This window comes from Actinoplanes xinjiangensis (genome assembly GCF_003148685.1).
In the GTDB taxonomy this organism is placed as follows: Bacteria; Actinomycetota; Actinomycetes; order Mycobacteriales; family Micromonosporaceae; genus Actinoplanes; species Actinoplanes xinjiangensis.
Genome location: NZ_QGGR01000005.1, coordinates 91,301 through 115,139, shown reverse-complemented (window position 1 = coordinate 115,139; position 23,839 = coordinate 91,301). Strand labels below are relative to the sequence as shown.

Genomic DNA, 23,839 nt, shown 5'->3' with positions numbered 1-23,839 from the left:
CAGATCAGGGGGTACGCACGAACGCGTGCGCCGGCCGCGGTTCAGCGGAGGACGGCTGCCCTCTTCGGGAGCCGGAGCCGGGTCTTCGCGAGCCGGCTCTTCGCTAGCCGGTTCTTCGGGAGCCGGTGATGACGACCGCGCCGTCCGGCCCGGTCCTTGGGTGATCCGATCGGGGCGTTCAAGCCGGTCGCCAGTCCCGCCCGGTACAGCCCGTGTTCGATCCGGCCCGCCTCGGCATCGGTGAGCACCTCACGCAAGGCGCCTTCCGGTTCCAGGTCCGGGCCCAGCAGTTCGGCGATGACCGCGGTGGCGCCCGCATGATCGCCGTGATCCAGCCGGGCACGCACCTCGTCCAGGCACTCCGGCTGCCGGGTGGCGGTGGTGACTGCCCGCAGGCAGGGCAGCGGCGGCCCGCCGAGAAGTGCGAGCAGCTCCTCGCGGCGAAGCTCGCCGGCTTCGTGGTCGAGCGGAGTGAGCCGGCCGTCGACCAGGCCCAGCCGGTGCACCTCCCCGCAGCACTCGACCAGCCGAGACCCGTCCGTCCCGGGGCCGAGGCCAGCGCCAAGGCCAGCGCCAAGGCCAGCGCCAAGGCCAGCGCCAAGGCCAGCGCCAAGGCCAGCCCCAGCGCCAGCGCCAAGGCCAGGGCCAGCCCCAGCGCCAGCGCCAAGGCCAGGGCCAGCGCCAGCGCCAGCGCCAAGGTCGGGACCTGGGTCGGGGTCGTACCGTGCCGGCGCCGCACCGTCGACACGATCACGATCACCGTCACCGGTCGCGACAGATGCCAGCGCCTCCGCGACCAGCGGGTGCAGCGCCGCGGCGGTGATCATCCCCGCCCGGAGAAGCTCCAGATCGGGTGGCAGCCAGGTAGCCGCGTGCGGCAGGACCGGCGCGCCGTTTCCGGCACGCGTCACGGTGCCGCCGTCGCCGGTGAGGAGGAGCCGCCGCCCGTTGCCGAGCCGAACCGCGACCGGCCCGCCGTACCCGTCGGCCTCCCGAAGGATCGCCGCCTCGGCCGTCCACCGGTGAACGGCGTACCCGCGTCCGGCCGGAACGTCGTCGATCCAGGCCGGCCGCGCCGGATCATCGGGCGCCGTGGCCGGACTGTTGCAGCGTTCCCGCAGGTCGGAGGCGCGATCGGCGGCCCAGAGGTGGGGATGGAGATCGAGGCGGAACCGCCGGTCCGGCCGCGGCCGCGGGTGCGGCCCGGTGCCGGGCCGGGTGGGGTCCCAGAGCGCCAGACTGACCCGCTGCCCCGCCTCCGCCCAGCTGGGGGCGGTCCGCACCACGAGATGGACGTCGTGATCAGCCACCGGGTACCGAGCCAGTGACATGGTCAGTCCCGGCCGCAGCAGTCCATCGGAGACGGTCCGAGGGAGATGCCATCGCAGCAGGTCAGGGGCGAGTCGCCGCAGATCGGCACGAATCAGGGCGGCGTATTCCCGCCCGTATCCGGAGGCCACGGAACGCAGATCGAGATCCACGTCGATGTGGGCGGCGGCGCACGCCCCGGCCCAGTCGCCGGCATTCCGCCGGGCGGTAGCAGTTTCGATCATCAAGGCCGGCACGGCGAACTCCCGCACGCGCCGCCAACTGAGAAGACGGGCCCGCCCGTCCGCGATCAAGGAGCGCATCAGCACTCACCTTGCGCGGACGAGACCCCCGTTCCACAACCGAAGGTTTCCATTGCCGGGGAGAGTACATGTTTCCCCCGAACCCGCCAACCCGCTTGTGTACGGGTGGAGCCGTCACCGGCGGCGCCCTCCGCGACGAGCTTGCGGGGCGGTGCGGGGCGGCTGGGGACGCGGCGATCGTACGAAAAGGGAATAATAGTAAAAAAGCCCCATTAATGGTGGGAGCCGTGGTCCGCCAGGCATGTCCTCCGGTGGAGGGAATAGGTAATCCTTTTCGGACGCACGAACGATTCTCGTTTTCCGAGATGATCATGAATGGCGACGATAACGGTTCGGTCGCAGAGTGGGTGTCATTCTCACTTTCAGGTGATCAGAATGGCGAAAATTGATCGGTTTGCTGTACCTTTGGTCCAGAAATAGTCCGACATCACCCGGGTTTCTCATCGGTAACTGATCCATGTCCTGGTCATTTCGGCCGCCAGATTCGTTGATCCGGCATACCTGACTCGTTCGATCGGCTATGGGCAGGTGCGCAGAGTGCGCCGGCCCGTTACGTTAAGTACGTGTCCAATGGTGATCTCTCTTGGCGCGAAATGCCTGTGAACTGGGACGACGGCAGTTTTCCCGGGTCAATGGAAGATCTGTCGACCCGCGGTTCGCTGAATGGACACGGGGCGATAGAAAGGTACGTGCATCCAGCGTTCCTGACAGGTCGACAACCGGCCGGCGCCGGGCGTCCATCGACGAGGGTGGTGTGATGATCCGGGTGGTCGTGGTCAGAGACGAGGGATATTTCGGTGTCCCGGTACGAGCGTTCCTCGAGGCCGAACCGGACATGCATTACGTGGACACCCTGCCCCTCGGCGGCGATCTGGCGCAGCGTGCCGCACAGCTGTGGCCGGGCGTCGTGGTGATCGACACGCAGTACATGGTGAGTCAGGTCCTGCCGTTGGCGGACCAGCTGCACACCGCGATCCCGTCGTGTTCGATGCTGCTGCTCTGCGATCCGTCGAAGCGGGGCATGCTGCCGCCCCGGCGGTGGAACGGCGGGCTGAACTTCCTGATCAAGGACGCGTCGCCGGCGATGCTGGCGGACACGGTGCGCCGCCTGGCGCGCGGTGAGCGGGTGGTGTCGCCGATGCTGCAGGCCGCCTCGCTCAACACCGACCGGGGCCTGAGCACGCGGGAGCTGGAGGTGCTGGGCCTGGCCGCGGAGGGCGAGTCGGTGAAAGAGATCGCCGGCCGTCTCTATCTATCCGGCGGTACGGTCCGCAATTACCTTTCCGCGATCATTTCGAAGACCGGTGCGCGTAACCGGTTGGACGCGATCCGGATCGCCCGTAAGCAGGGATGGCTGCGCTGAGCGCAGCGCCGGCCGGGTAGCGTGGGAACAGATGCTGATCCATCGGCTTGATATCCCGGCGCTGCCCGTTCTTTTGCCCCTGGGCGCCCTTTTGATGGTCGTTTCCGTGGTGGTGCTCCATCGTCGCCGGCAGCTCACCGCGGTGCGCCTGGCCGTGTTCTGGCTGGCCGGGTGGTATGCGGTGGCGGTGATCGGGGCCACGCTGCTGCCGATGAGCCTGGCGTGGGGGCCGGGTGCCGCGCCGCCGGATCTGGCGCGGATCCTGTGGGTGCCGATCATCGACATGCGCAAGCGTGACTTCGTGCTGAACACGTTGATGACGGTGCCGCTGGCGACCGTGCTGTACCTGGTGTTCGGGGTGCGGGACTGGGGCCGGGTGGTGCTGACCGGCTTCCTGCTGAGCCTGAGCATCGAGGTGACCCAGCTGACCCTGCTGCTCACCCTGAGCGGCCAGCGCTGGGCGGACGTGCACGACGTGGTGTCGAACACGTTCGGCGCCGCCTTCGGCTACATGGTGCTCTGGCGGCTCATGCGTTTCGCACGCTTCCGCCGGGTAGTGGAAAGCTGTGCTTCCGGCCGGGACCACCGGCGTGCCCGGATCCTCCGGGCCGGCCGAGCCGACCGAGCAGCGGCCCGATGACCCCGCGCCGGGCGGGCCGGGTGGAGACCCGCTCGTAGAGGCGGCGGACCGTGTCGGCCAGGTGGTCGGCGTCGTACCGCGCTCCCGCTGACCGGGCCGGCAGCCGGGCGCCGCGCCGCTCGGCGAGGCACAGCATCTCGGCACGCAGCGCCCGCGGCAGTGACTCGCGGTCCTGGGAGAGCCGCTGCGTGCCGGGGACCGGTGCCCGCGCGGCGGCCCGTGCCTCCAGGGGCACGCACGAGCCGTAGACGGCCGGCAGCCCGGCGGCCACCGCCTCCAGCGTGGCCAGGCCGAACGTGGACTGACCGGGGGAGGCGAAGACGTCGATGGCGCAGAGGGTCTCCCGCGGATGGTCGACCGGCCCGGCGAACCGGACCCGTCCGGCGACACCCTCGATCTCGGCGAGCCGTTCCAGGTCGGCGCGGGCCGGGCCGTCGCCGGCGAGCAGCAGCATCGCGTCCGGCACCTCGGCGATCGCCCGGATCAGCAGGTCGAACCGCTTGTCCGGGACGAGCCGCCCGACGCTGCCGATGACCGGCTGGGCCGCGCCGATGCCGAGACGGGCGCGGGCGGCGGCCCGCAGGATCGGGTCGAACCGGAGCTCGGCCGGGTCGACGGCCTTGGGGATCGTGGCGATCCGGCGGTCGGGGACACCGCGGGAGCGCAGCCGTTCGGCGACCACCGGCGACGGGACGATGGTGATCTGGCCGAGGCGCTCGCTCACCCGGTAGAGGGCCGACGGCGAGTCCCCCCGGTGGTGCTCGGTGGCCACGATGTGCGGTACGCCGGCCAGCCGGGCGGCGATCCGGCCCTGCACGCACGCCCTCCGTAGGTGGGTGTGCACGAGGTCGTACCGGCCGCCGCGCATCAGCCGCCGCAGTCTCCGGACGGCACCCGGGTCGTGGTCGCGCCCGCTCGGTATCCGGTGCACCGGAGCGCCGAACGGGACGGCGGCACCGAGTGTGACGATCTCGCAGTCGTACGGCATCCGGCGCACCAGCAACCGCAATTGGCCGGCTGCTCCACCCGGTTCCAGCGTGCTGATGACGTGCAGCACCCTCATCCTTTGTCCCCCGGTCGCATTCTCGACAGAACGCTTGCGACATCCGCCCTGAAGACGCTGCCGGAAAGTGCGTCGCAACGGAAGTCGCAGATGTCACGCCTAAGGCGAGATCTTCTCACTCTGGAGATGACATCCTCCGCCGAATGGCCATGCCCGAGTGCCCGTACGGGTCGGCGAAAATGCCGATCAAATGAATATGAGATTTACTCACGTAGCGTATGACAATTGCTACTGTAATCCGCCCCCGGTGACTGCGACGCTAATTTCACTAAAGGGAGCCATGGCGGCATTTCATGTCCGGAAATGCATTTGCGCCGGCTCGCTTTTCCTTGTTCGGGCGACAAAGGATCCGCGGCCGGCATCGTACGAGGGGGATTCCATGCAGGTACGGCGACGAGCGTCCGGCGACACCACCGCCGACGCGACTCCCGGCGACTGGCGCGGCCCGGGCCCACACCGGGTTCCGTGGTACCGCCGCGCCCTGCCCGGCCGTGCGGCACGCGCGGCCGTCGACGCGGTGGCCATGGGTGCCGCGCTGCTGATCGCGACGTTGCTGCGGCACGACGGCCACGTCGCCGAGGTCTACTTCCTCGGTCTGGTGGTGCTGTCCGCGGTCGCCGCGGTCGTGCACACCGGGGCCGGCATCCATTTCGGGCTCTACACCGGACGCTGGGCGTACGGCTGTTTCGAGGAGATCGCCGCCCTGGTGCGGACCGCCGCGACGACCGTTCCGGCGGTCCTCGTCCTGGACACCGTCCTCGGCCGGCTCGTGCCGCGTTCGGCGATCATCGCCGCCGGCCTGTTCGCCCTGGTCCTGACCGCGGGCGTGCGCTACCTGGTCCGCTCGTTGCAGGACAGCCGTCTGCGCCCGTCGCCGGAGCACGGCGGCCGGGTCGTGGTGATGGGTGCGGGCGAGGGCGCCACCCAGGTGATCCGGGCGATGCTGCGCAGCCCGCGCAGCCGGTACGTGCCGGTCGCCCTGCTCGACGACGACCCGGCGAAACGCACGTTCCGGGTGATGGGCGTGCCGGTCTGCGGCACCCGCGACGACATGGCCGACGTGGTCCGCCGGTTCAAGGCCGACGCCGTGGTCATCGCGATCCCGAGCGCCGGCGCCGACCTGATCCGGGCGCTCACCGCACTCGCCGAGCCGCTCAACGTCGACCTCAAGGTCGTCCCGCCGGTGGTGGAGCTGTTCGGGCGTACCGTCCGGGTCGAGGACATCCGCCCGGTCAGCCACGAGGACCTGCTCGGGCGCCGCGAGGTCGGCATCGACCTGGCCGCCGTCGCCGGCTACCTGGAGGGCCGCCGGGTGCTGGTCACCGGGGCGGGCGGCTCGATCGGCTCGGAGCTGTGCCGGCAGCTGGCCCGGTTCCACCCGGCGAAGCTGGTGATGCTGGACCGCGACGAGTCCGGACTGCACGCCGTACAACTCTCGATCGATGGTCGTGGGCAGCTCGACGACCGCAACCTGGTCGTCGCCGACATCCGTGACCAGCAGCGCCTCGACGAGGTGTTCGCGGAGCACAAACCGCACGTCGTCTTCCACGCCGCGGCCCTCAAGCACCTGCCGCTGCTGGAGATGCACCCGTCCGAGGCACTCAAGACCAACATCATCGGCACGTACCAGATCCTGCAGACCGCGATGCGCCACAACGTGGACCGCCTGGTCAACATCTCCACCGACAAGGCCGCGGATCCGTGCAGTGTCCTCGGCTACTCGAAGCGGATCACCGAGCGGCTCACCGCGGCCGCCGACGCCGCCGCGACCGGCACCTACTGCAGCGTCCGGTTCGGCAACGTGCTCGGCTCGCGCGGCTCGGTGCTGACCGCGTTCGCCGCCCAGGTCGAGGCCGGTGGCCCGATCACCGTCACCCACCCGGACGTGACCCGCTACTTCATGACCGTCCAGGAGGCGGTGCGGCTGGTCATCCAGGCCGGTGCGTGTGAGAGCAAGGGTGAGGTGCTGGTCCTCGACATGGGGGAGCCGGTACGCATCGCCGACGTGGCCAAGCGCATCGCCGACGCCGCCGACCAGCACATCCAGATCGTCTACACCGGACTGCGGCCGGCCGAGAAGCTCGCCGAGGTGCTGCTCGGGCCGAACGAGACCGACCACCGGCCCCACCACCCGCTGATCTCGCAGGCGCCGGTGCCCCCGCTGGACGGCGCGGTGCTGTCGCTGCTCGACCCGTCGTCGCCGCGGGAGGACCTGATCGCCGTCCTGCACTGGCTGGCGGACAGCCCCGCTCTGCCCAAGTCGCCGCACCCGGTCTTCGCCGGCAAGCAGCGCCGCACCGAGCCGGCCGCCGCCGCCGTCCCGTTCGGCCGGCATCCATGAGCCGCCGGCGCAAGGCCCGGAACGTCCGAAAACCCACGAAGGAGAACACACCCATGCGGGTCGTCATCGCCGGTCAGGGCTACGTGGGGCTGCCGCTCGCGGTCCGCGCCGCCGAGGTCGGGCACACCGTCGTCGGCTTCGACGTCGACGACGATCGGATCAAACGACTCGCCGCCGGTGAGTCCTACGTCGACGACGTGTCCTCCGCCGACCTGCAACGGGTGCTGGCGACCGGCTCGTTCCACCCGTCGTCGGACCCGCGTGCGTGCGCCGGTTTCGACATCGCCGTGATCGCGGTGCCGACCCCGTTGCGCGACGGCAGCCCGGACCTCACCTTCATCGAGGACTCGGCCCGTACCCTGGCCCGCTATCTGCGGCCCGGCGCGACCGTGGCGCTGGAGTCGACGACCTACCCGGGCACCACGTCCGAGCTGGTGGCGCCGCTGCTGGAGGAGGGCTCCGGCCTGATCGCCGGCGTCGACTTCCACCTCGGCTACAGCCCGGAGCGCATCGATCCGGGCAACCGGGAGTGGAACCTGGTGACCACCCCGAAGGTGGTGTCCGGCATCAACCCGGCGTCGCTGGCCATGGTGCAGGCGTTCTACGCGTCGGTGGTGGACTCCACCGTCCCGGTCTCCGACCCGAAGGTCGCCGAGTTGGCCAAGCTGCTCGAGAACACCTTCCGGCACGTCAACATCGCCCTGGTCAACGAGCTGGCGGTGTACGCCCACGACCTCGGCATCGACGTCTGGGAGGCGATCGCCGCCGCCTCGTCGAAGCCGTTCGGCTACATGCGGTTCGTGCCCGGCCCCGGCGTCGGCGGCCACTGCCTGCCGATCGACCCGTCCTACCTGTCGTGGCGGGTGCAGCGGACCCTCGGCCAGAGTTTCCGCTTCGTCGAGCTGGCCAACGACATCAACAACCACATGCCCGACTACGTCGCCCGCCGTCTGGTGGCCGCCCTCAACAAGCGGCGCAAGGCGGTCAACGGGTCCCGGGTCCTGCTGCTCGGCCTGGCCTACAAGAAGAACAGCGGCGACGCCCGCGAGTCGCCGGCCCGCCGGGTCGCCTCGCTGCTGCTGGAGATGGGCGCCGAGGTCCGGGCCGCCGACCCGCACGTGGTCGAGGACGCCCACGTCGACAGCCGGGTCCGGATGGTGCCGCTCACCGCCGAGCAGGTCGCCGACTCCGACGCCGTGGTGCTGCTCGCCGACCACGACGACTTCGACCTGGATCTGGTCCTGGAACACGCGTCATACGTGCTCGACACCCGCCACCGCCTGACCGGCCCGGCCGTCGAGTCGCTGTAAGAGCCGCAAGAGAAGAGGTAATCGTGCGCCCGCTCTGGAACGCCCTCAACCGGCTGACCGCTCTGCTCATGCTCGTCCTGCTCGCACCGGTGATCCTGGCGATCGCCGCCTGGATCCGGATCGCGGACGGCAGGGGCGTCCTCTTCGTCCAGGACCGGGCCGGCAAGGACGGCGCTCCGTTCCGGATGCTGAAGTTCCGCTCGATGGTCCACAACTCGGTCGCGATGAGTGCCCAGCTCGGCATCGACGACCCGTTCGGCCTGGTCGAGAACGATCCCCGGATCACCCGGTGCGGACGGTTCCTGCGGCGGACCAGCCTCGACGAGCTGCCCCAGCTGATCAACGTGCTGCGCGGGCAGATGAACCTGGTCGGCCCTCGTCCGGACGTACTGCCGCAGGTCGCCCGCTACTCGCCGGAGGACGCCCGCCGTCTCGAGGTGAAGCCCGGGATCACCGGCTGGGCGCAGATCAACGGCCGCGACGACATCGACTGGGCGCAGCGGTTCGTCCTCGACCGCTGGTATGTCGACAACTGGTCACCCGCGCTCGACCTGAAGATCCTCCTGCGCACCGCGATCTCCCTGAACCGCGACGAACCGCCGGTCCACGTCGACCAGATCAACATCGCCCGCCAGAAGACGGTTGCGCCCTCGTCCCCGTCCGCGGAAGTCGGCTCCGGGGAAGTCAGCCGTGCCGCCTGAGATCGGCTCGGAGTTCCACTGGGACCCGGCCGCCCTGCTCGATCCCGAGCGGGGCGGCCTGCCCCGGTGGCTCCCCGAACGGCGCGAACTCTTCGCCACCGGATGCGGCGCGCTCAGCAGCCTGCTGCGCGCGCTCACCCCGGCCGGCCGGCTGCACGTACCCAGCTATTTCTGCATGGGGGTCGCCGAGTTCCTCGCCCGGCAGATCCCGGTCGGCTGGTACCGGCACCTGCCGGACGGCGGCCCGCGCTGGGAGACGCTGCGGGCCGCCGACGGCGACGTCGTCCTCGCCCAGAACCTGTTCGGCCGTGAGGAGGGCACCGCCTGGCACAACTGGGCCCGCGCGCATCCCGGCGTCACCGTGATCGAGGACCACTCGCACGACCCGTTCAGCGACTGGGCGCGAACCAGCACCGCCGCCTACGCGGTCGCCTCGCTGCGCAAGACGCTGCCCCTGCCGGACGGCGGCCTGCTCTGGTCACCGTCCGGGCACGACCTGCCGCGACCCTCCGGGACCGGGCCGCAGCAGGCAGCCGGGCTGAAACTCGCGGCGATGCTGCTCAAGGCCGCCTGGCAGGACGGCCGGCCGATCCCCAAGGACCGCTTCCGCGCCCTGCAACGGCAGGGCGAACAGCAACTCCTCGGCAGTGCGGCGGAGACGTCGGCGGTCACCGCGGCGCTGCTGCCGTTCCTGGACATCGAGGGGGTACGGTCGGCGAGCACCCGCAACGCGCAAGAGGTGGCGACGGCGCTCGGTGGCCGTGTGCTGGGTGCCGGGGGTTTCCGGGTGCAACTCGTGCTCTCCTCGGAGACCGAACGGGACGGGCTGCTCGCGTACCTCGCAAGGTCGGGGATCTTCGCTCCGGTGCACTGGCGCCAGGACCGGAACGGCTTCTGGAGCGGCGACCCCGACGCCGCCGACCTCGCCGACCGGATGCTGACCCTGCCGGTCGACCACCGCTGCGGCCCGGCCGATGTCCAGCGCATCGTGGAGACGATCGAAGGATTCGCTCGCATGGATCTTTCCGGAGCCATATGATCCGAGAGTGACTTGCCGGTGCACGCTGAGTGATCAAGCTCGGTGTGGTCTTGTGGGAGGTGGGCGATGACCTCCATGAGCTGGTTCGCGCTGGGGATGGCCGTGTTCGGCGCCTTCAGCTACGCGACCGGATCGATCCTCCAGGCCGTCGGCGCCAAACGCAGCCACAGCACGGCCAGCACCCTGGGCCATCCGCTGTACCTGATCGGCATCGTCTTCGACATCATCGCCTGGATCGGCGCGATCGTCGCCCTCCAGCACCTGGCCGTCTACGTCGTCGAGTCGGTCCTCGCCGGTTCCCTGGCCGTCACCGCGGTCGCCGCCTGGCTGTTCCTCGGCTCCCGGCTGCGCGGCCGCGACGTCGCCGCCATCGTCTGCACCACCACCGCCCTCGGGGTCCTCGCCCTCTCCGCCGGCCAGCAACACGAGATGCTGCCGTCCACCAACGTCCGCGTCGGCCTGGTGTCGGCGCTGCTGCTGCTCTGGGTGCTCGGCTACGGCGCCACGAAGACCGGCCGTCCGGGCCTGATCGCCCTGATCGGCGGCTTCTGTCTCGGCGGTGCCGCCATCTCCGGCCGCGCGCTGCAGTTCCCCGAGGAGGAGATGCGGCAGTTCACCACCGGGTTCGTCGCCGTCGTCACCGAGCCGGTCACCTGGACGATGATCGCCTTCGCACTGACCGGCATGCTGCTGTACGCGAGCGCCCTCCAGGGCGGCGAGGTCGGCCGGGTCACCGCCGTCCACTGGACCGGCGAGGTGGTCCTCCCGTCGATCATCGCCCTGACCCTGATCGGCGACACCGTCCGCCCCGGCTGGGAACTACCCGCCCTCGCCGCCGGCCTGGTCACCGTCGGCTCGGCGATCGTCCTGGCCTCCGCCCCCGCGGCCGTCGCCCCCGCCGGCGACCCGCTCCCGGCCCACCTGCACGCGGGCGGCGTCGTCGTACCCCCACCCCGGGCCGGCGCCCTCCTCCCCGCCGAGGCCTGGCGCCTGGCGATCCCCGCCGAGGCGTACTGGCCCGCCCTGCAGCCCCCACTGGTCCGCGGATACGGCGCATTCATGTGGTGGGGCTCGGCCACCACCCCGCAGCCACTGTGGATCCCACCCGACCGCACCCTGACCCCACCCGGCGCCATCCCGGCGTGGGCCGGCCCGCAGCTTCCCGAATCCCGCACCACCACGGCCTCCGGCGCCCAGCCGGTCCTGCGCCGCCCTCGCCGCCTGACGGCCCCCCGCCACGCCGCCCTCCCCGCGACCCGCCGCTCCGGCCGCTCCGCCGCCTGACCACCCCCATTCCCTGCCGTGGGCTTGCCGTCTCGGCTGTTCCCCCGCCGGGCGGCCCTGTCCAGCGCGGCTCAACCCGCTCAGTTCGCCATCGGATCCGGGTACTCCTGAGTGGGGTGGCCGCCGCTGCTGAGACCCTCGCGGTCGGGGACAGGTTCGCCGCCATCCGATCGTTGCCCTGTGCGGTTGATTTGGCGGGCTGACGCCGTTTGCGGGTCACGTCCGCTTGCGCGAACCGTTCACCCACCAGCGTCGTTCGGGCCGATGGCGCGGTCGACACTGGTGAACGACGACGACCAGAGCACACGATCGCTGATCGTGTGCGTTCACCAACGTCATCAGCGTGATGAGGCCACACAGTCGAGCATGCGTGTGCGCTGGCCGTCGCTATCACGATGACCAGCGCACTCGATCGGGCGGTGTGTGCTCCCACCATCGTTGACCACTGTTCACCCTCCACTGGCAGGCCGTCGCTGGTGGGAAGAGGCCCATTCCGATTCTCGGGAGTCCGACGCGGGGGTGGGGGGAGGTCCGCCCTGTTCGTGGGAAGACGACGCCGGTGGAGAGGGGGCGTCTTGTCCGTCGGGAGGTTGGCGCGGCGGCGGGAAGGGCCGCCTTGCTCGCCAGTGTGCCTGCGTCGGTTGGGGTTGGTGCGGGGACTGTTTGTGGTGCCTTCACCGGGAGGTCAGCCGTTCCCCGGCGATGCGATGCCAACTTTCCCCGGAGATGCCAACCTCGCGGTAGGTGTGCCGAATCCAATCGGTGGATCTTCGCTGCGCAGTAGCATCGGGGACACCCGAATGCCGTGGTGGTGGTCGATATGAGCCTGCACTGGTGGACGATCGAGGTTCTTGACGGACCGCACTCGTCAGCTTCCCGCTGGCGTGACGCGCATCAGGAGACCATGGTGTCCGCGGCCGTCTCGTTCGGTGCCCGGGAGTGGCATTGGCAGACGTTCGGGTGGGGTGTCCTCTTCGAGGTCGCCTTCGATTCCGAGGAGACGTGGCCCGAGTTCCGCGCGTTGCCGGCCGTTCGCGCCGCGCTGGATGCGGTGCCCGATCCGGTCAACGGACTGCTGATCTATCCCGGCCGCGGTGGTAGCGCAGGCCGGGTCCAGCCCCGACGGCCCCGACCGACCGCCGGCGCCGGCGCCGTCCCGCTCCCGCGCGAAGAACCGCCCAGCCGCGTCACCCTCGCCACCGCCGAACCCGCCCCAACCGCCGCCGGCGTCACCGTCTGACCACCGCCTCCGTCTGCCCGGCGCGTAACCGTTTGGGCGGCGTGACCGTTTGGGTGGCGTGACCGTTTGGGTGGCGTGACCGTTTGGGCGGCCTGACCGTCGGGCAGCGTGACCGTTTGGGCGCCGCCACCGTATGCCCGCGTGACCGCCTCTCCGGCGCCACCGTCCAGCCCGGCCTCAGAGTCTGGGCGCGGCTTCACCACCCGGGCCCGGCGCGAGCGCCTGAGCGGCGTCAGCGTCCGGAGTGTCTGCTACCGATGCCTGCCGACGGGCAGCCGACCTTGCTCGGCTGGCCGTCACCGCTGTCTCACGACCCCCGAAAGAGCGGTGAGGACCAGCCGGGATGATCCGGCTGGCTGTCACCGCTGTTTCGGCGCGTCTGAGACAGCGGCGGGAACCAGCCGAGAAGATCCGGCTGGCTGTCACCGCTGTTTCGGCGTGTCGGAGGCAGCGGTGGGGGCCAGCCGGTTAGGACGGGAGGCGGTGGGCGATTACATAGGCGTACTGCCGGCCGGGTTTTGACGGGGGCTCGTAGAGCGAGGTCATCACGGTACGGAAGCCGGCCTCGGCGAGTAGCCCGGTGACCGTCTCCGGGCGGCGGCGGTGAATGGTCAGGTCCACGTCGTGGTCCCAGGCGTGGGTGAAGTGTTTCGGTTCGTCGCCGGCCTGGAACGCCAGTAACAGTGGTGCGCCCGGTCGGAGGACGCGGTGGAACTCGCGGTAGACGGCCGGCAGTTCCGGCGTCGGGAAGTGGATGGTGGAGTAGAAGGCATTCAGGCCGGACAGGCCGGCGTCGGGGTGGTTCAGGGCGGTCATCGAGCCGACCTCGAAGTCCAGGTCCGGGTAGCCGGCACGGGCCTGGGCGATCATGCCGGGGGACAGGTCCACGCCGAAGACGTCCAGACCCCGGTTGCGCAGGAACGCGGTCACGTGGCCCGGCCCGCAGCCGACGTCGGCGACCCGGCCGGGCCCGGCGGGTCCGAGTCCGTAGCCGTCGGCGGGGTCGGCGGCGAGTGCTGTTCCGGGTGCGGTCACCAGGTCGGCGAAGAGCGTCAGGACGCTCCGCAGCATCGGCTCGTCGGCGAGTTCGTCGTTGAAGAGGGTGGCGTAGTGGGCGGCGACGTGGTCGTAGGACGACCGGACCGCATCGAGGAAACCGGGATCGCGCACGCGCCGCAGCGTAGCGGGCCGGCTGCCGTCGGGAGGACCGCGGCAGAACGTTGATCTCGCCCGCGTCATCACGGCCGGCCGGTTGGAAGTGGCTGGCCTGTCGGAAGTGGCTGGCCTGTCGGAAGTGGCCCGTTGGAGGGAGCCGGCCGGTCAGAAGTAGACGTCCTCGTCGGACTTTCGGTAGTTGCGGATCTCGGTGTGGCGGTTCGTGGTGAGCAGCCGGCCCCAGGTCGGGTTGGCCAGCAGGATGCGGCCGGCGGCGACCAGGTCGAACTCGCCGTCGGAGAGGCCGGCGAGCAGGCGCGGGAGTTCCGGGAGATCGGCGGTCAGGCCGACCGAGCCGACCGTGATCGACGGGAGCCCGGTCAGCTTGCGGGACCAGCCGGCCAGATTCAGCTGCGAACCGGGGAACGCCGGCTCCCAGAAACGCCGCTGGGAGGCGTGCAGGACGTCCGCGCCGGCGGCGGCCAGCGGGGCGAGCAGCGACTCCAGCTCGTGCGGCGATGCGGCGATCCGGGCGTCGTAGTCGCGCTCCTTGAACTGGGAGAACCGTACGATCAAAGGGGTCGAGGCCGGAATCGCGGCCCGGACGGCCCGGACCACCTCGGCCGGGAAGGTGGCCCGCGCGGTGCCGTAGGTGTCGGTGCGCCGGTTGGTGACCGGCCACAGGAACTCGTCGAGCAGGTAACCGTGGGCGGCGTGGATCTCCACGGCGTCGAAACCGGCGCGGACCGCGACCCGGGCGGACTCGGCGAACGCGGCGACGATGGTGTCGATGTCGGCGACCGACATGGTCGACGGGGTCCAGGCCGGGATGCCGTCGATCGGCCGGCGTTCGCTGCCGAGATGCCAGAGCTGGGCGGCGATCCGGCCGCCCGCGGCGTGCACGGCCGCGGTGACCTGCCGCCAGCCCTCCTCGGCCGGGCCCGCCGTCATCCGCGGGACGGTGGTCTCGTGGCTCGCGCTCGGATGGCCGACGAGCGTGCCCTCGGTGACGATCAGGCCGATGCCGCCGGCCGCCCGCCGCCGGTAGTAGGCGGCGACCTCGGCGGTCGGCACGCCGCCGGGCGACCGGAACCGGGTCATCGGCGCCATCACGAGCCGGTTCGGCAGGTGCAGACCACCGACCGAGAAGGGCGAGGTCAGCTGCGGGCCGCCGCCCGAGAAGGGCGAGGTCGACGCGGAAAGGGTGCGCAGCGGGCTTGTCGTCGTCATGGGGGAACGCTAAGACTTGACATCGATGTGAGGGTCAAGCGTTGTGAGCGGGGAGACACGGCATGCGGATCGGTGATCTCAGCGCGGCGACCGGCGCGAGCGCACGCTCGCTGCGCTACTACGAGGATCAGGGACTTCTCCAGAGCGATCGGGGTACGGGCGGACAGCGCCACTATCCGGCGGCGGCCGTCGACCGCGTCGCGCTGATCAGGAGCCTGCTCGCCGCCGGCCTGTCGACGGCGACGATCCGGGACGTGCTGCCGTGCGTGGCCGACGAGTCGATCCGTACGCCGTGGCTGGCCGACCGGCTCACCGGCGAGTTGCGGCGCATCGAGTCGCAGATGGCCGACCTGCGCCGCACCCACGACATCCTGGCCGGCCTGGTGGAGACCTACCGGTAGGGCGGGAACCGGCCGGCCATCATCGCCTCCGTCGGCACACCGCACAGTTTCTCGACGGCGGCCGGATCGGTGACCACCCGCCAGGTGTGGAAGTCCTGCCGGCCGGCCGCGAACGCCGCCTTGTAACGGAACAGCGAGTCGTCGGCGCCGCCCACCCCGCCGCCGATGTGGTGGACCAGGTGGCCGCGGTCCCGGCCCCACAGCCGTACCTCGTGGTAGAGCAGCTTGTCCGCCCACCAGATCTGGCCGTCCCGGGTGGACTGGAGGTGGGTCTGCATGATGCCCCGGTGGGCGAAGAACAGGTTCCCGCCGAGGACCTCGCCGTCGCGGACGGCCACCGCCAGATGGATCTGATCCCGGAGGCGGGCCCGCAGCCGGTGGAAGTGGCCGGCGTCGAAGAAGTAGAAGTCCGTCGCCCCGACCCGTCGCATCGTCGCGTGATAGGTGCCCACCCACTCGTCGAGCAGATCCCAGTCGTCGACGACGATCCGTACGCCGGCCCGGCCCGCCTTGTTGATCTGGTTGCGGTGTGTGCGATGGGTGTCGTGCCACAGCTGGTCGGGGGTGAGCGTGAGGTCGACCGACACCGTCTCGCCGTGGTGCACCACCGTCCCGGCGCCGGGAAGGGCCGCGGCCAGGGCGGCGACCGGCGCCGGGAGCAGCGGGTGCAGCCGGGCGAAGACGGTGATCACGTCGTGGGTGCGCAGCAGCGCCGCCATGTGCCGGGCGGCGCGCGTCCAGAAGCCGGTGTCGGCCGGTGGGACGTCGCTGACCGGGCCGGGGTAGCCGTACGGGGAGACCGCGTCGCGCAGCCCGGTGCCGGGGACCGGCCGCAGCACGAGTGGCAGCAGCAGCACCTGGCCCATCTCGTCGTACCGGAACGCGACGGGTGTGCCACCGGACAGGTGGGCGTCGAGGGTCACGTACCCGGGCAGGTGGTAGACGTCGTGGTGGACGCGCCGCAACGCGTCGGCCCACGCCGGGTCTGCGGGTTCCAGCAGGGCGCCTTCGGCCATCGGTCATCCCTTCGTCGGGTGCTAGGCGGTGTGGGGCAGGATCGCGTGCCCGGTGGTCACCTGACCGGCGTCGGTCCGGCGGCGGGCCCGGCTCCACCGGCGGGCGCTGAGTGTCCACCGGAGCAGGGTGCGGGGGATCGCGCTCTGTGTCGCCATGTGCAGCAGGTACCGCCAGGTGGGGTATTCGCCGCGGCGGTTCGACAGGGCGTAGGAGAACCGGCCGGCCGGCAGGTGGGCGTACTCCGGCATCTTCTCGAACCAGGCGCTGCTGGCCCGGGCCGCCCGCTGGAGGGGAGCCATCGCCGCCTTGCGCCGGTGCTCGTACCGTTCCAGGGCCACCGCCAGATCGTCGCCGGATCCGACCGCGTCCGCCAGGGCCATCGCGTCCTGCATGGCCAGTTTGGTGCCGGAGCCGATCGCGAAGTGGGTGGTGTGCGCGGAGTCGCCCATCAGCACCACGTTGCCGTGGTCCCAGCGCTGCGCGGTGACCCGCCGGAAACTCTGCCAGCCGGTACGCCCGACCTCGGCCCGATGGTCGATGAGTGCCGCGCCGTCCAGATGGGAGGCGAAGATCTGCCGCAGCCGCTCGGTGCCGTCGCGCGCGTCGAGGGTGTCGAAGCCGAGTCCGGACCACGTCTGCGGGGTGCACTCGACGATGAACGTGGACGTCTTGTCGTCGAACGGGTAGGCGTGGAACCAGATCCAGCCGGCCGGGGTCTGCTCGAACCCGAAGGTGAACGTGTCGAACACCTTGGGTGTGCCCAGCCAGATGTACTTGTTGCGGGCCACCTCCACCTCGGCGCCGAAGTGCTCGGCGTGCGCCTCCCGGATCCGGCTGCGGGCGCCGTCACAGGCCACCACCAGGTCGGACGGCGGCAGGTCGGCGAGGTCGGTCAGCTCGTCGGACCAGGTGATGTTCACGCCCAGCTCGACGGCCCGCGCGGACAGGATGTCGAGCAGCCGGTGGCGTCCCAGGCTGAAGCCGTACCCGGCCAGATGGGTGGTGGGTTTGCCGGTGGCGCGGACCTCGTACTCGTCCCACTTGTACGCGGCCTGCCAGATCCGTTCGGCGCTGACCGGGTCGTACCGGAACAGGTCGTCGAGCAGGTCGTCCCAGAACACCACCCCCCAGCCCCAGGTGACGCCGGCCGGGTTGCGTTCCAGCACGGTGACCTCGTTGCCGGGGTCGGCGAGTTTGGCCAGGGTCGCGAAGTAGAGTCCGGCCGGCCCTCCGCCGACACAGGTGATCCGCATGACGGGGGCTCCTAACGGTAGGCCGGGAAGGTGACGGTCAGGTCGGCCGGATCGGCGTCCGGGCGGCGGTCGTGGACCAGCCGCCGGTAGGCGTCCCGGTCGGCGACCACCCGCCAGGTGTGGAAGGCGTGCCGGCCCGGCGCGAACCCGGCCTTGTACGAGAACAGCGAGTCGTTCGCGCCGCCCTTGCCGCCGCCCAGGTGGAACACCCGGTCACCGCGGGAGCCGCACCAGCGGCGCACCGAGTCGTAGAGCAGTTCGTCGGCGTACCGTTTCGGGGCCCGGCGGGTCGACGACACGTATCCGGTGGCGATCCCGTCGTACGAGAAGAAGGTGTTGCCCCCGACGACCTGGCCGTCTTCCAGCGCCACCACCAGGTGCATCCGGTCACCGACCGCGTCGTGCAGTGCCGACAGGTGCTCGGCGGTGAAGAAGTAGTACGACGTGGCGCCGACCCGCCGCATGTTGTCGTGGTAGACCTCCACCCATTCGCCGAGCCGGTCCCAGTCGTCGAACACGATCTCGGTGCCCGCCCGTTTCGCCCGGTTGATGTGGTTGCGGTGGTCGGCGCGGGTCTGTTTCCACATCTCCTCCTCGGAGACGGTCAGATCCATCGACACGGTCTCGCCGTGGTGGACCAGCGCGCCGTGGTCCCGCAGCGCCGGCGCCGGGCCGTGCAGCAGCGGATGCAGCCGGACGAACGCGGACACCACCCCCGCCTCGCGCAGCGCGCCGACGAAGGCCGCGCAGGCCGTCTGCCAGAACCGGTCGTTCGGTGCGGCGTCACTGACCGGGCCCGGGTAGCCGTACGGTGAGATCGCGTCCTTGAGGTCCGTGCCCGGGATCTCCCGCAGGATGAGCGGGATCAGCAACCGCCGCCCGTCCTGCTCGTAGTGGAACGCGGCGGGGACGCCGCCGTAGAGCCGGGCGTCGAGGACGACGTATTCCGGCACGTGGTACATGTCGTGTCTGACGTGCTGGAGCGCCTCCTTCCACTCGCGTGCCGCCGGTTCCAGCAGCGATGCCGTCATCTCAGGTGTCCCTTCCGGTGCTCAGGCCCGAAGCAGGCGGGCGTTGAGCGCCATGTTCGCGGCGAACTGATCGTTCACCACCTGGTGTTTCTCCAGCCGTAGTTGCACGGCCGGGTCGTAGCGGCCCAGCTTCACGAAGCCGTCGGACCACCAGCCGTTGTCGGTGCCGGTGCCGTCCACATAGGCGTGATACGTCGTCCCGCCCGGCCAGATGACCCTGGTGAGCAGGGACGAGAACGCGGCCACGTCGGCGGCCGACCAGCCCTGGTCGCGGTCGCGGGCCTCGACCACGTACGTGACGACCCCGTTGCCGTGGCCGACGTCCTGGCCCGGCCGTTTCGCCGAGTCCCACTCGTCGCTCCAGAACCAGGCGGTCGGCTCGGCCGGGTTACGGCGCAGCTGCCCGCGCAACTGGGAGCTGATGTGGTCGACGACCGTGTTGCAGCGGGCCTTGCGCGCCTGGTCGCCGGTGAGGTGGGCGACGTTCATCGCGATCAGTGCCCAGTGCGCGGCCATGTGGGTGCGCTCGCGGTAGAGGTAGTCCTTGGTCCCGCGGGTGAACCACTTGTCGAAGACGTTCGTCTCGGCGAACGCCAGCAGCCGGTCGAACCGGGCCCGGTAGCCCGTGTCGGTGAGGTCCTTCATAGCCACCAGCAGGCCGGTGCCGTAGCGCCACAGGTACGACTCGTAGAGCGGCACCTCGTCGCCGCCCCCGCCGGCCCGGCTCGATCCCCAGCCCTGGTAGCGGTCGGCGAACGAACTCTTCGCCAGCGAGGTCGACGGGACCGCCGCGGCGACCACGTTCTCCAGCCACGTCAGGCCCCGGTCCAGGTAGCGTGGCTGGCCGGTGGCCCGGTACATCGCTGTGCAGGCGTCGACGTCGTACGCCAGGTCGTAGTGGTCCCGGCTGTCCTTGGACCTGCTCAGCGGTGTCGCGTTGCCGTCCGCGAAGTCCCAGCTCTTCATGAAGATCCCGGTCCAGTACGCGACCGGCTTGATCTTCGCGACCTGTTCCACCGCGGGCGGCGCGGCGGGCATCGGCTCCCGCAGTTCGGGGACGTCGTCCTCGGCGGCGCCGCGGACCAGGTGCAGCCCGGTCGCGCCGGCGACCAGCGCCCCGCCGAGCCCGGCCGCGAGGATCGTGCGCCGCTTCACCGGGCCACCGCCGGTTCCCGCGCGCCGGCCGGCACCGGGACCAGCGCCGCGGCCGCGGCGAGGCCGGCGAACATCCAGGCCAGGCGGGAGTCGTAGTAGTCGCCGGAGAACAGGCCGGACAGCGCCACGAAGACGGTCGCCGCCACGGCCAGCCCGGTCAGCTGCGGACGGGCGCCACCGCCCCGGACGATCCGGGTCCACAGCACGATCGAGACGGTGAGCAGGCCGAGCCCGGCCAGCCCACCCTCGGCGGCGACCGCGAGCACGTAGTTGTGCGGATATTCGACGGCCTGGTTGACCCCGATCAGGCCGTAGAAGCCGTCGAGTCCGGCCCCGGCGATCGGGTGGTCGATGAACATGTCGACGGCGGCCATCCAGATGTCGGTCCGCCCGGAGAGATATTGTTCCTGCACGGTCTGTTCAACGAATCGTTCCTGGAACAGGTCGGTGAACTCCGGTGGGGCGAAAGCCCAGATGGCGCCTACTGCGACCACCGCCACCAGGGCCGCCAGGGCGATCGCCCCGCCGCGCAGCCGGTGCCGCAGCTTCAGCACTGCCACGAAACCGACCACCGCACCGGCCACCAGCGTGCCCCGCGACCCGGACAGCACCGTGGCCAGCAGGAAGAGCGGGATCACCAGCAGCGGCAGGATCCGGCCGGTCAGCATGAACAGGGCGACCGCGCTGATCACCCCGAGCACCTCGATCCGGGCGAACACGTTCGGGCCACCGCCGAACGCCGAGTAGCGGCCCTGCTCACCGGGCCCGCTGATGAAGATGGCGGCCAGCGCGTAGACGATCGCGGCGACGAAGAACAGCCGGAACGTGAACCTGACGACCGTCTCCGGGTCACCGAGCGAGTACCGGTAGAAGGCCACCACCAGCACCCCGAGCAGCACCAGGTCCAGCGTCTGCGGGCCGACCCGGGCGGCCGACGGCGCCCACAGTCCCGAGGCGATCTGGAACAGGAAGAACAGCAGGGCGGCGACCAGCCAGCCCTCCCGTTGCATCGGCGGCCGCCGCGTGCGGCCGGCGCCGAGCCCCAGTACCACCAGCGCCACGATCAGCCCGATCACCCGCAGGTCCACCCATGCCAGTTCGAGCAGCCCGGCCCGGTCCAGGGTGTACCGTCCGCCGATCGCGACGAGGATCAGCAGCAGGCCGGGCGCCAGGAAGGCCCGGCCACCGACGTTCACCGCCGGCCCACGATCCGGCTCGCCACCATCGCGAACACCAGGCAGGCGCCGTATCCCGCGAGCGAGCCGTAGGCCGCGCCGAGGATGCCGAGGCGGGGGATCAGCAGCAGGTAGGCGGCGAAACTCACCACGAAGCCGGCGATCTCGGCGGCCGACACGAGACCGCCGTGCCCCTTGGCGATCAGCAGGCCCAGGCTGATCCGGGAGACCGCGTACAGTCCGGCCGCCGCCACCAGGGGCAGCACGATCACCTTGGCGTCCGCGTACTCGTGGCCGAAGAGCGGCTCGACCAGCAGGTACAGGCCGCCGGCCACCAACGGGACCACCACCAGCACGTAGACGGCGACGGCCGCCACGATCGGTGCCGCCTTCAGGGCGCCCTCGTTGTGCGAGACCCGCCACCGGCCCAGACGCGAGTCGGCGTACGCCCGGATCGGCCACGCCAACAGCTCGGTCATGGTGGCCACCGACGTGTAGTGGCCGAGCGCCGCGGTCGACGCCAGCGCCGGGATGACGAGGCGGTCCACCCGCAGCATCGCCATGTTGGACAGGGCGGCCGGGAACAGCGCCAGTCCCTCCCGCCGGACCTGGCGGTTCTGGTCCGGGTGGACGGCACCGGAGCCGGCGACGATCGGCAGTCGCAGCCAGATCACCAGGTAGACGACGGTCGGTGTGGCACCGGCGATCAGGTAGGCCAGGAACCACCACTCCGGGTGGTCGGCGTGGCCCAGGTAGAGCCCGATCAGCATGGTGAACAGCAGCAGCGCCTCGAGCACCCGGGCCAGCAGGAAGTCCCGGACCCGGCCCACCGCGATGGCGATCGACCGGGTGGCGAGGCTGGTCGCCTCGATCAGGGCGAACCAGGCCAGCATCGCGACGATCAGCGGACCCGGCGTGAGATGCGCGGGTGCGGCCACCTGCCAGATCACCGCACCACCGAGGAACAGCAGGCAGGGTACGGCGAGCAGCCGCGCGTAGGCACGAACGGCGGGCGCCGGCGACACGTTGTGGTAGGCCGCCACGAAGCTGCGCTCGGTGCCGAGGAGCAGCAGCTGGGTGGCGAGATAGACCACCTGGAGCAGCAGCGCCACCTCGCCCCGGTTGGCCGGGCTGAGCGACCGGACCATCAGGATGTTCGCGGCCATCGCCACCACCCCGGTCAGCACCTGCGAGGCGAGCAGCTGGACGGACGGTTCCCGCAGCACCTTCCCGGCGAGGGCGACCGGGCCGGCCGTGGGGCTCCCGATCCGTAGCTCACTCACTGCGCTGTTGCTCCTCGTCGGCGTCGTCGTCGGCACCGCTGCGCTGAGCCGGTACTTCGGGGGAGTGCTCGTTCTCCGCGTCGGCCACCTTCGCCCGGCCCCGCGCGGTACCGACCACGGGCAGCGACACGAACGTGTCGTCCAGACGCGGCGACTGTGTCGGGTCCAGCCCGAAGACCAGGTCGGGACTGTCCATCCCGGTGCTCACCTCGGCCGGGCCCTGCCACGAGCCGTTTTGCGGCAGCTTGCGCGGCAGCGCGTTCAGCACCGCGCCGGCGAGTTTCGCGCCGACCCGCTGGAGCAGGTCGATCGACTTCTCCACCTCCGCGGTCCGGGTCCGGCCGGCCCGCACCACGAGCAGCGCGCTGTCGGTGACCTGCCCTATCACGGTCGCGTCGGCGACACCCTGGAGTGCCGGGCCGTCCACGAGCACGATGTCGTAGCGTTCGGTCAGGGTCCGTACCGTCGCGCCCAGCCGCGGTGAGGCCAGCAGCTCACCCGGGTCGGGCGCGTGCTCGCCGGCCGGCAGCACCGTCACCCGGCCGCCGAGCGAGTCCTGGAGCACGTCCGGCACGCGGGCCGTGCCGGCCAGCACCTCGGCCAGACCGGGTGCGGCGTCCAGGGACAGGTAACGCCCGATCCCGGGCGTCCGCATGTTCGCGTCGACAAGCACCACCCGCGCGCCGGTCTCGGCCATCGCTATGGCCAGGCCGCAGGCGACGGCCGTGGTGCCCTCCTTGCGGCCGGCACCGGTCAGCAGCAGCGAACGGCCCCGCGCCGGGACCGTCATGGCCGGGTGCTCGGCCAGCACCGGCAGCAGGCTGCGCAACCGGCGGAACGCCTCGGCCAGCGCCTGATCCGGATGGCCGGCACGGGACCGGCCGCCGATCGAGATCGTCCCGACCGCGTCGAGGCCGAGCCGGCGCAGATCGTCCTCCTCGGCGACCGTACGGCCGGTGGCCTCCTTCCCGGCGACCGCACCGGCCCCGATCAGCAGGCCCAGCACCGCGGCGAAACCGGCGTTGCGGGTCAGGTTGTCCGGCTCCTCGACGGTGACCGCGTCCTGCACGATCGACACCTGGGTGGCGGGGCCGGCATCCGGGTCGGCCGGGGCGCCGATCTGCCGGGCCAGGCCGACCAGCACCGACGCGGCGGTCGTGACGATCTGCCTGCTGCGGTCGGCGTCGGAGTCGACGGCCGAGACCTCCAGCAGGTCGGTGCCCTCCCGGATCTGTGCGGACAGGCTCTTCTGCACCTGTTCGACGGTGACCTCCGGGCCCATCCGGTCGACCACGGCCTGCCCCACCCGGGGACCGGTGAGCAGCGCGATGTACGAGTTGAGCCGCCGTGCCCCCGAGTCCGGATCCGCGTTGCCGGAACTGACGTACAGGACCATCGACGACTTGTGGCCCGGCGCGCCGGCCATGGTCAGTACGGCCGCGATGCCGGCCGCGACCAGTACCGGCACCAGCAGCCAGGGCCATCGGCGCCGGCAGGCCCGGACGTACGCACGCAGTTCCACGGTGG

At 71.0% G+C, this 23,839-nt stretch carries 20 protein-coding genes; 9 read left to right on the top strand and 11 right to left on the bottom strand.

All coding sequences use genetic code 11. The features are described 5' to 3' along the window. Window positions 1-41: 41 nt before the first annotated feature. Window positions 42-1,631 carry a hypothetical protein gene (locus BC793_RS49540; RefSeq protein WP_239169969.1) on the bottom strand — a complete coding sequence of 530 codons (1,590 nt, stop codon included), beginning with the start codon at window positions 1,629-1,631 and terminating at the stop codon, window positions 42-44. A 757-nt stretch (window positions 1,632-2,388) separates the two neighbouring features. Here BC793_RS49540 and BC793_RS12895 point away from each other — a divergent pair. Both BC793_RS12895 and BC793_RS12890 read left to right on the top strand, forming a co-directional pair. Next, complete coding sequence (locus BC793_RS12895; RefSeq protein WP_109592668.1) at window positions 2,389-2,994, top strand: response regulator transcription factor; 606 nt, start codon at window positions 2,389-2,391, stop codon at window positions 2,992-2,994. Between the two features lie 106 nt (window positions 2,995-3,100). Further along, the gene (locus BC793_RS12890; protein ID WP_239169967.1) at window positions 3,101-3,634 is read left to right on the top strand and encodes a VanZ family protein; all 534 of its coding nucleotides are present in this window, start codon (window positions 3,101-3,103) and stop codon (window positions 3,632-3,634) included. On the opposite strand, the gene BC793_RS12885 is transcribed toward BC793_RS12890, so the two are convergent. Next, a complete protein-coding gene (locus tag BC793_RS12885; protein ID WP_109592664.1) occupies window positions 3,522-4,697 on the bottom strand; it encodes a glycosyltransferase in 1,176 nt (391 codons plus the stop codon). The two genes, BC793_RS12890 and BC793_RS12885, sit on opposite strands and share 113 nt — an antisense overlap. Window positions 4,698-5,076: 379 nt before the next feature. Between BC793_RS12885 and BC793_RS12880 the strand changes: the two genes are divergently transcribed. The 6 genes from BC793_RS12880 (at window position 5,077) to BC793_RS12855 (ending at window position 12,612) form a co-directional block, all read left to right on the top strand. Then, window positions 5,077-7,038: a nucleoside-diphosphate sugar epimerase/dehydratase gene (locus tag BC793_RS12880; RefSeq protein WP_109592662.1), complete on the top strand. Its 1,962-nt coding sequence runs from the start codon at window positions 5,077-5,079 to the stop codon at window positions 7,036-7,038. A 53-nt stretch (window positions 7,039-7,091) separates the two neighbouring features. After that, window positions 7,092-8,348 carry a nucleotide sugar dehydrogenase gene (locus BC793_RS12875; RefSeq protein ID WP_109592660.1) on the top strand — a complete coding sequence of 419 codons (1,257 nt, stop codon included), beginning with the start codon at window positions 7,092-7,094 and terminating at the stop codon, window positions 8,346-8,348. A 23-nt stretch (window positions 8,349-8,371) separates the two neighbouring features. Continuing rightward, entirely contained in the window at window positions 8,372-9,049 is a 678-nt protein-coding gene (locus BC793_RS12870; protein ID WP_239169966.1) for a sugar transferase, read from the top strand. Next, window positions 9,039-10,088, top strand: coding sequence for a hypothetical protein (locus tag BC793_RS12865; RefSeq protein WP_109592658.1), 1,050 nt, complete (start codon window positions 9,039-9,041; stop codon window positions 10,086-10,088). The genes BC793_RS12870 and BC793_RS12865 overlap by 11 nt, the downstream gene beginning before the upstream one ends. A gap of 66 nt (window positions 10,089-10,154) precedes the next feature. Further along, the gene (locus tag BC793_RS12860; RefSeq protein ID WP_109592656.1) at window positions 10,155-11,372 is read left to right on the top strand and encodes a hypothetical protein; all 1,218 of its coding nucleotides are present in this window, start codon (window positions 10,155-10,157) and stop codon (window positions 11,370-11,372) included. An 820-nt stretch (window positions 11,373-12,192) separates the two neighbouring features. Further along, window positions 12,193-12,612 (top strand): hypothetical protein, encoded by a 420-nt coding sequence (locus BC793_RS12855; RefSeq protein ID WP_109592654.1) that lies wholly within the window; start codon window positions 12,193-12,195, stop codon window positions 12,610-12,612. 468 nt (window positions 12,613-13,080) lie between these two features. Here the strand turns inward: BC793_RS12855 and BC793_RS12850 are convergent, their stop codons facing one another. Both BC793_RS12850 and BC793_RS12845 read right to left on the bottom strand, forming a co-directional pair. Further along, the gene (locus tag BC793_RS12850; RefSeq protein ID WP_109592652.1) at window positions 13,081-13,782 is read right to left on the bottom strand and encodes a class I SAM-dependent DNA methyltransferase; all 702 of its coding nucleotides are present in this window, start codon (window positions 13,780-13,782) and stop codon (window positions 13,081-13,083) included. 150 nt (window positions 13,783-13,932) lie between these two features. Further along, complete coding sequence (locus BC793_RS12845; RefSeq protein ID WP_109592650.1) at window positions 13,933-14,997, bottom strand: oxidoreductase; 1,065 nt, start codon at window positions 14,995-14,997, stop codon at window positions 13,933-13,935. Window positions 14,998-15,059: 62 nt separating this feature from the next. On the opposite strand from BC793_RS12845, the gene BC793_RS12840 reads away from it, so the two are divergent. Next, on the top strand, window positions 15,060-15,398 hold the full coding sequence (locus BC793_RS12840) for a MerR family transcriptional regulator (protein WP_109592648.1): 339 nt from the start codon (window positions 15,060-15,062) through the stop codon (window positions 15,396-15,398). Here BC793_RS12840 and BC793_RS12835 read toward each other — a convergent pair. Genes BC793_RS12835 through BC793_RS12805 form a run of 7 tightly spaced genes read right to left on the bottom strand, consistent with a single transcriptional unit; the run spans window position 15,389 to window position 23,834 of the window. Further along, on the bottom strand, window positions 15,389-16,414 hold the full coding sequence (locus BC793_RS12835) for an IlvD/Edd family dehydratase (RefSeq protein WP_109592646.1): 1,026 nt from the start codon (window positions 16,412-16,414) through the stop codon (window positions 15,389-15,391). The genes BC793_RS12840 and BC793_RS12835 overlap by 10 nt on opposite strands. A 21-nt stretch (window positions 16,415-16,435) precedes the next feature. Next, on the bottom strand, window positions 16,436-17,668 hold the full coding sequence (locus tag BC793_RS12830; RefSeq protein ID WP_109592644.1) for an FAD-dependent monooxygenase: 1,233 nt from the start codon (window positions 17,666-17,668) through the stop codon (window positions 16,436-16,438). An 11-nt stretch (window positions 17,669-17,679) separates the two neighbouring features. Beyond that, window positions 17,680-18,699, bottom strand: coding sequence for a GNAT family N-acetyltransferase (locus BC793_RS12825; protein ID WP_109592642.1), 1,020 nt, complete (start codon window positions 18,697-18,699; stop codon window positions 17,680-17,682). A gap of 21 nt (window positions 18,700-18,720) precedes the next feature. Continuing rightward, entirely contained in the window at window positions 18,721-19,854 is a 1,134-nt protein-coding gene (locus tag BC793_RS12820) for a hypothetical protein (RefSeq protein ID WP_109592640.1), read from the bottom strand. Continuing rightward, window positions 19,851-21,050: an O-antigen ligase family protein gene (locus tag BC793_RS12815; RefSeq protein WP_109592638.1), complete on the bottom strand. Its 1,200-nt coding sequence runs from the start codon at window positions 21,048-21,050 to the stop codon at window positions 19,851-19,853. Before BC793_RS12815 ends, BC793_RS12820 begins: the two co-directional genes overlap by 4 nt. Then, on the bottom strand, window positions 21,047-22,312 hold the full coding sequence (locus BC793_RS12810) for a lipopolysaccharide biosynthesis protein (protein WP_109592636.1): 1,266 nt from the start codon (window positions 22,310-22,312) through the stop codon (window positions 21,047-21,049). The genes BC793_RS12815 and BC793_RS12810 overlap by 4 nt, the downstream gene beginning before the upstream one ends. Continuing rightward, entirely contained in the window at window positions 22,305-23,834 is a 1,530-nt protein-coding gene (locus BC793_RS12805) for a tyrosine-protein kinase domain-containing protein (RefSeq protein WP_109592634.1), read from the bottom strand. Before BC793_RS12805 ends, BC793_RS12810 begins: the two co-directional genes overlap by 8 nt. Window positions 23,835-23,839: the final 5 nt, after the last annotated feature.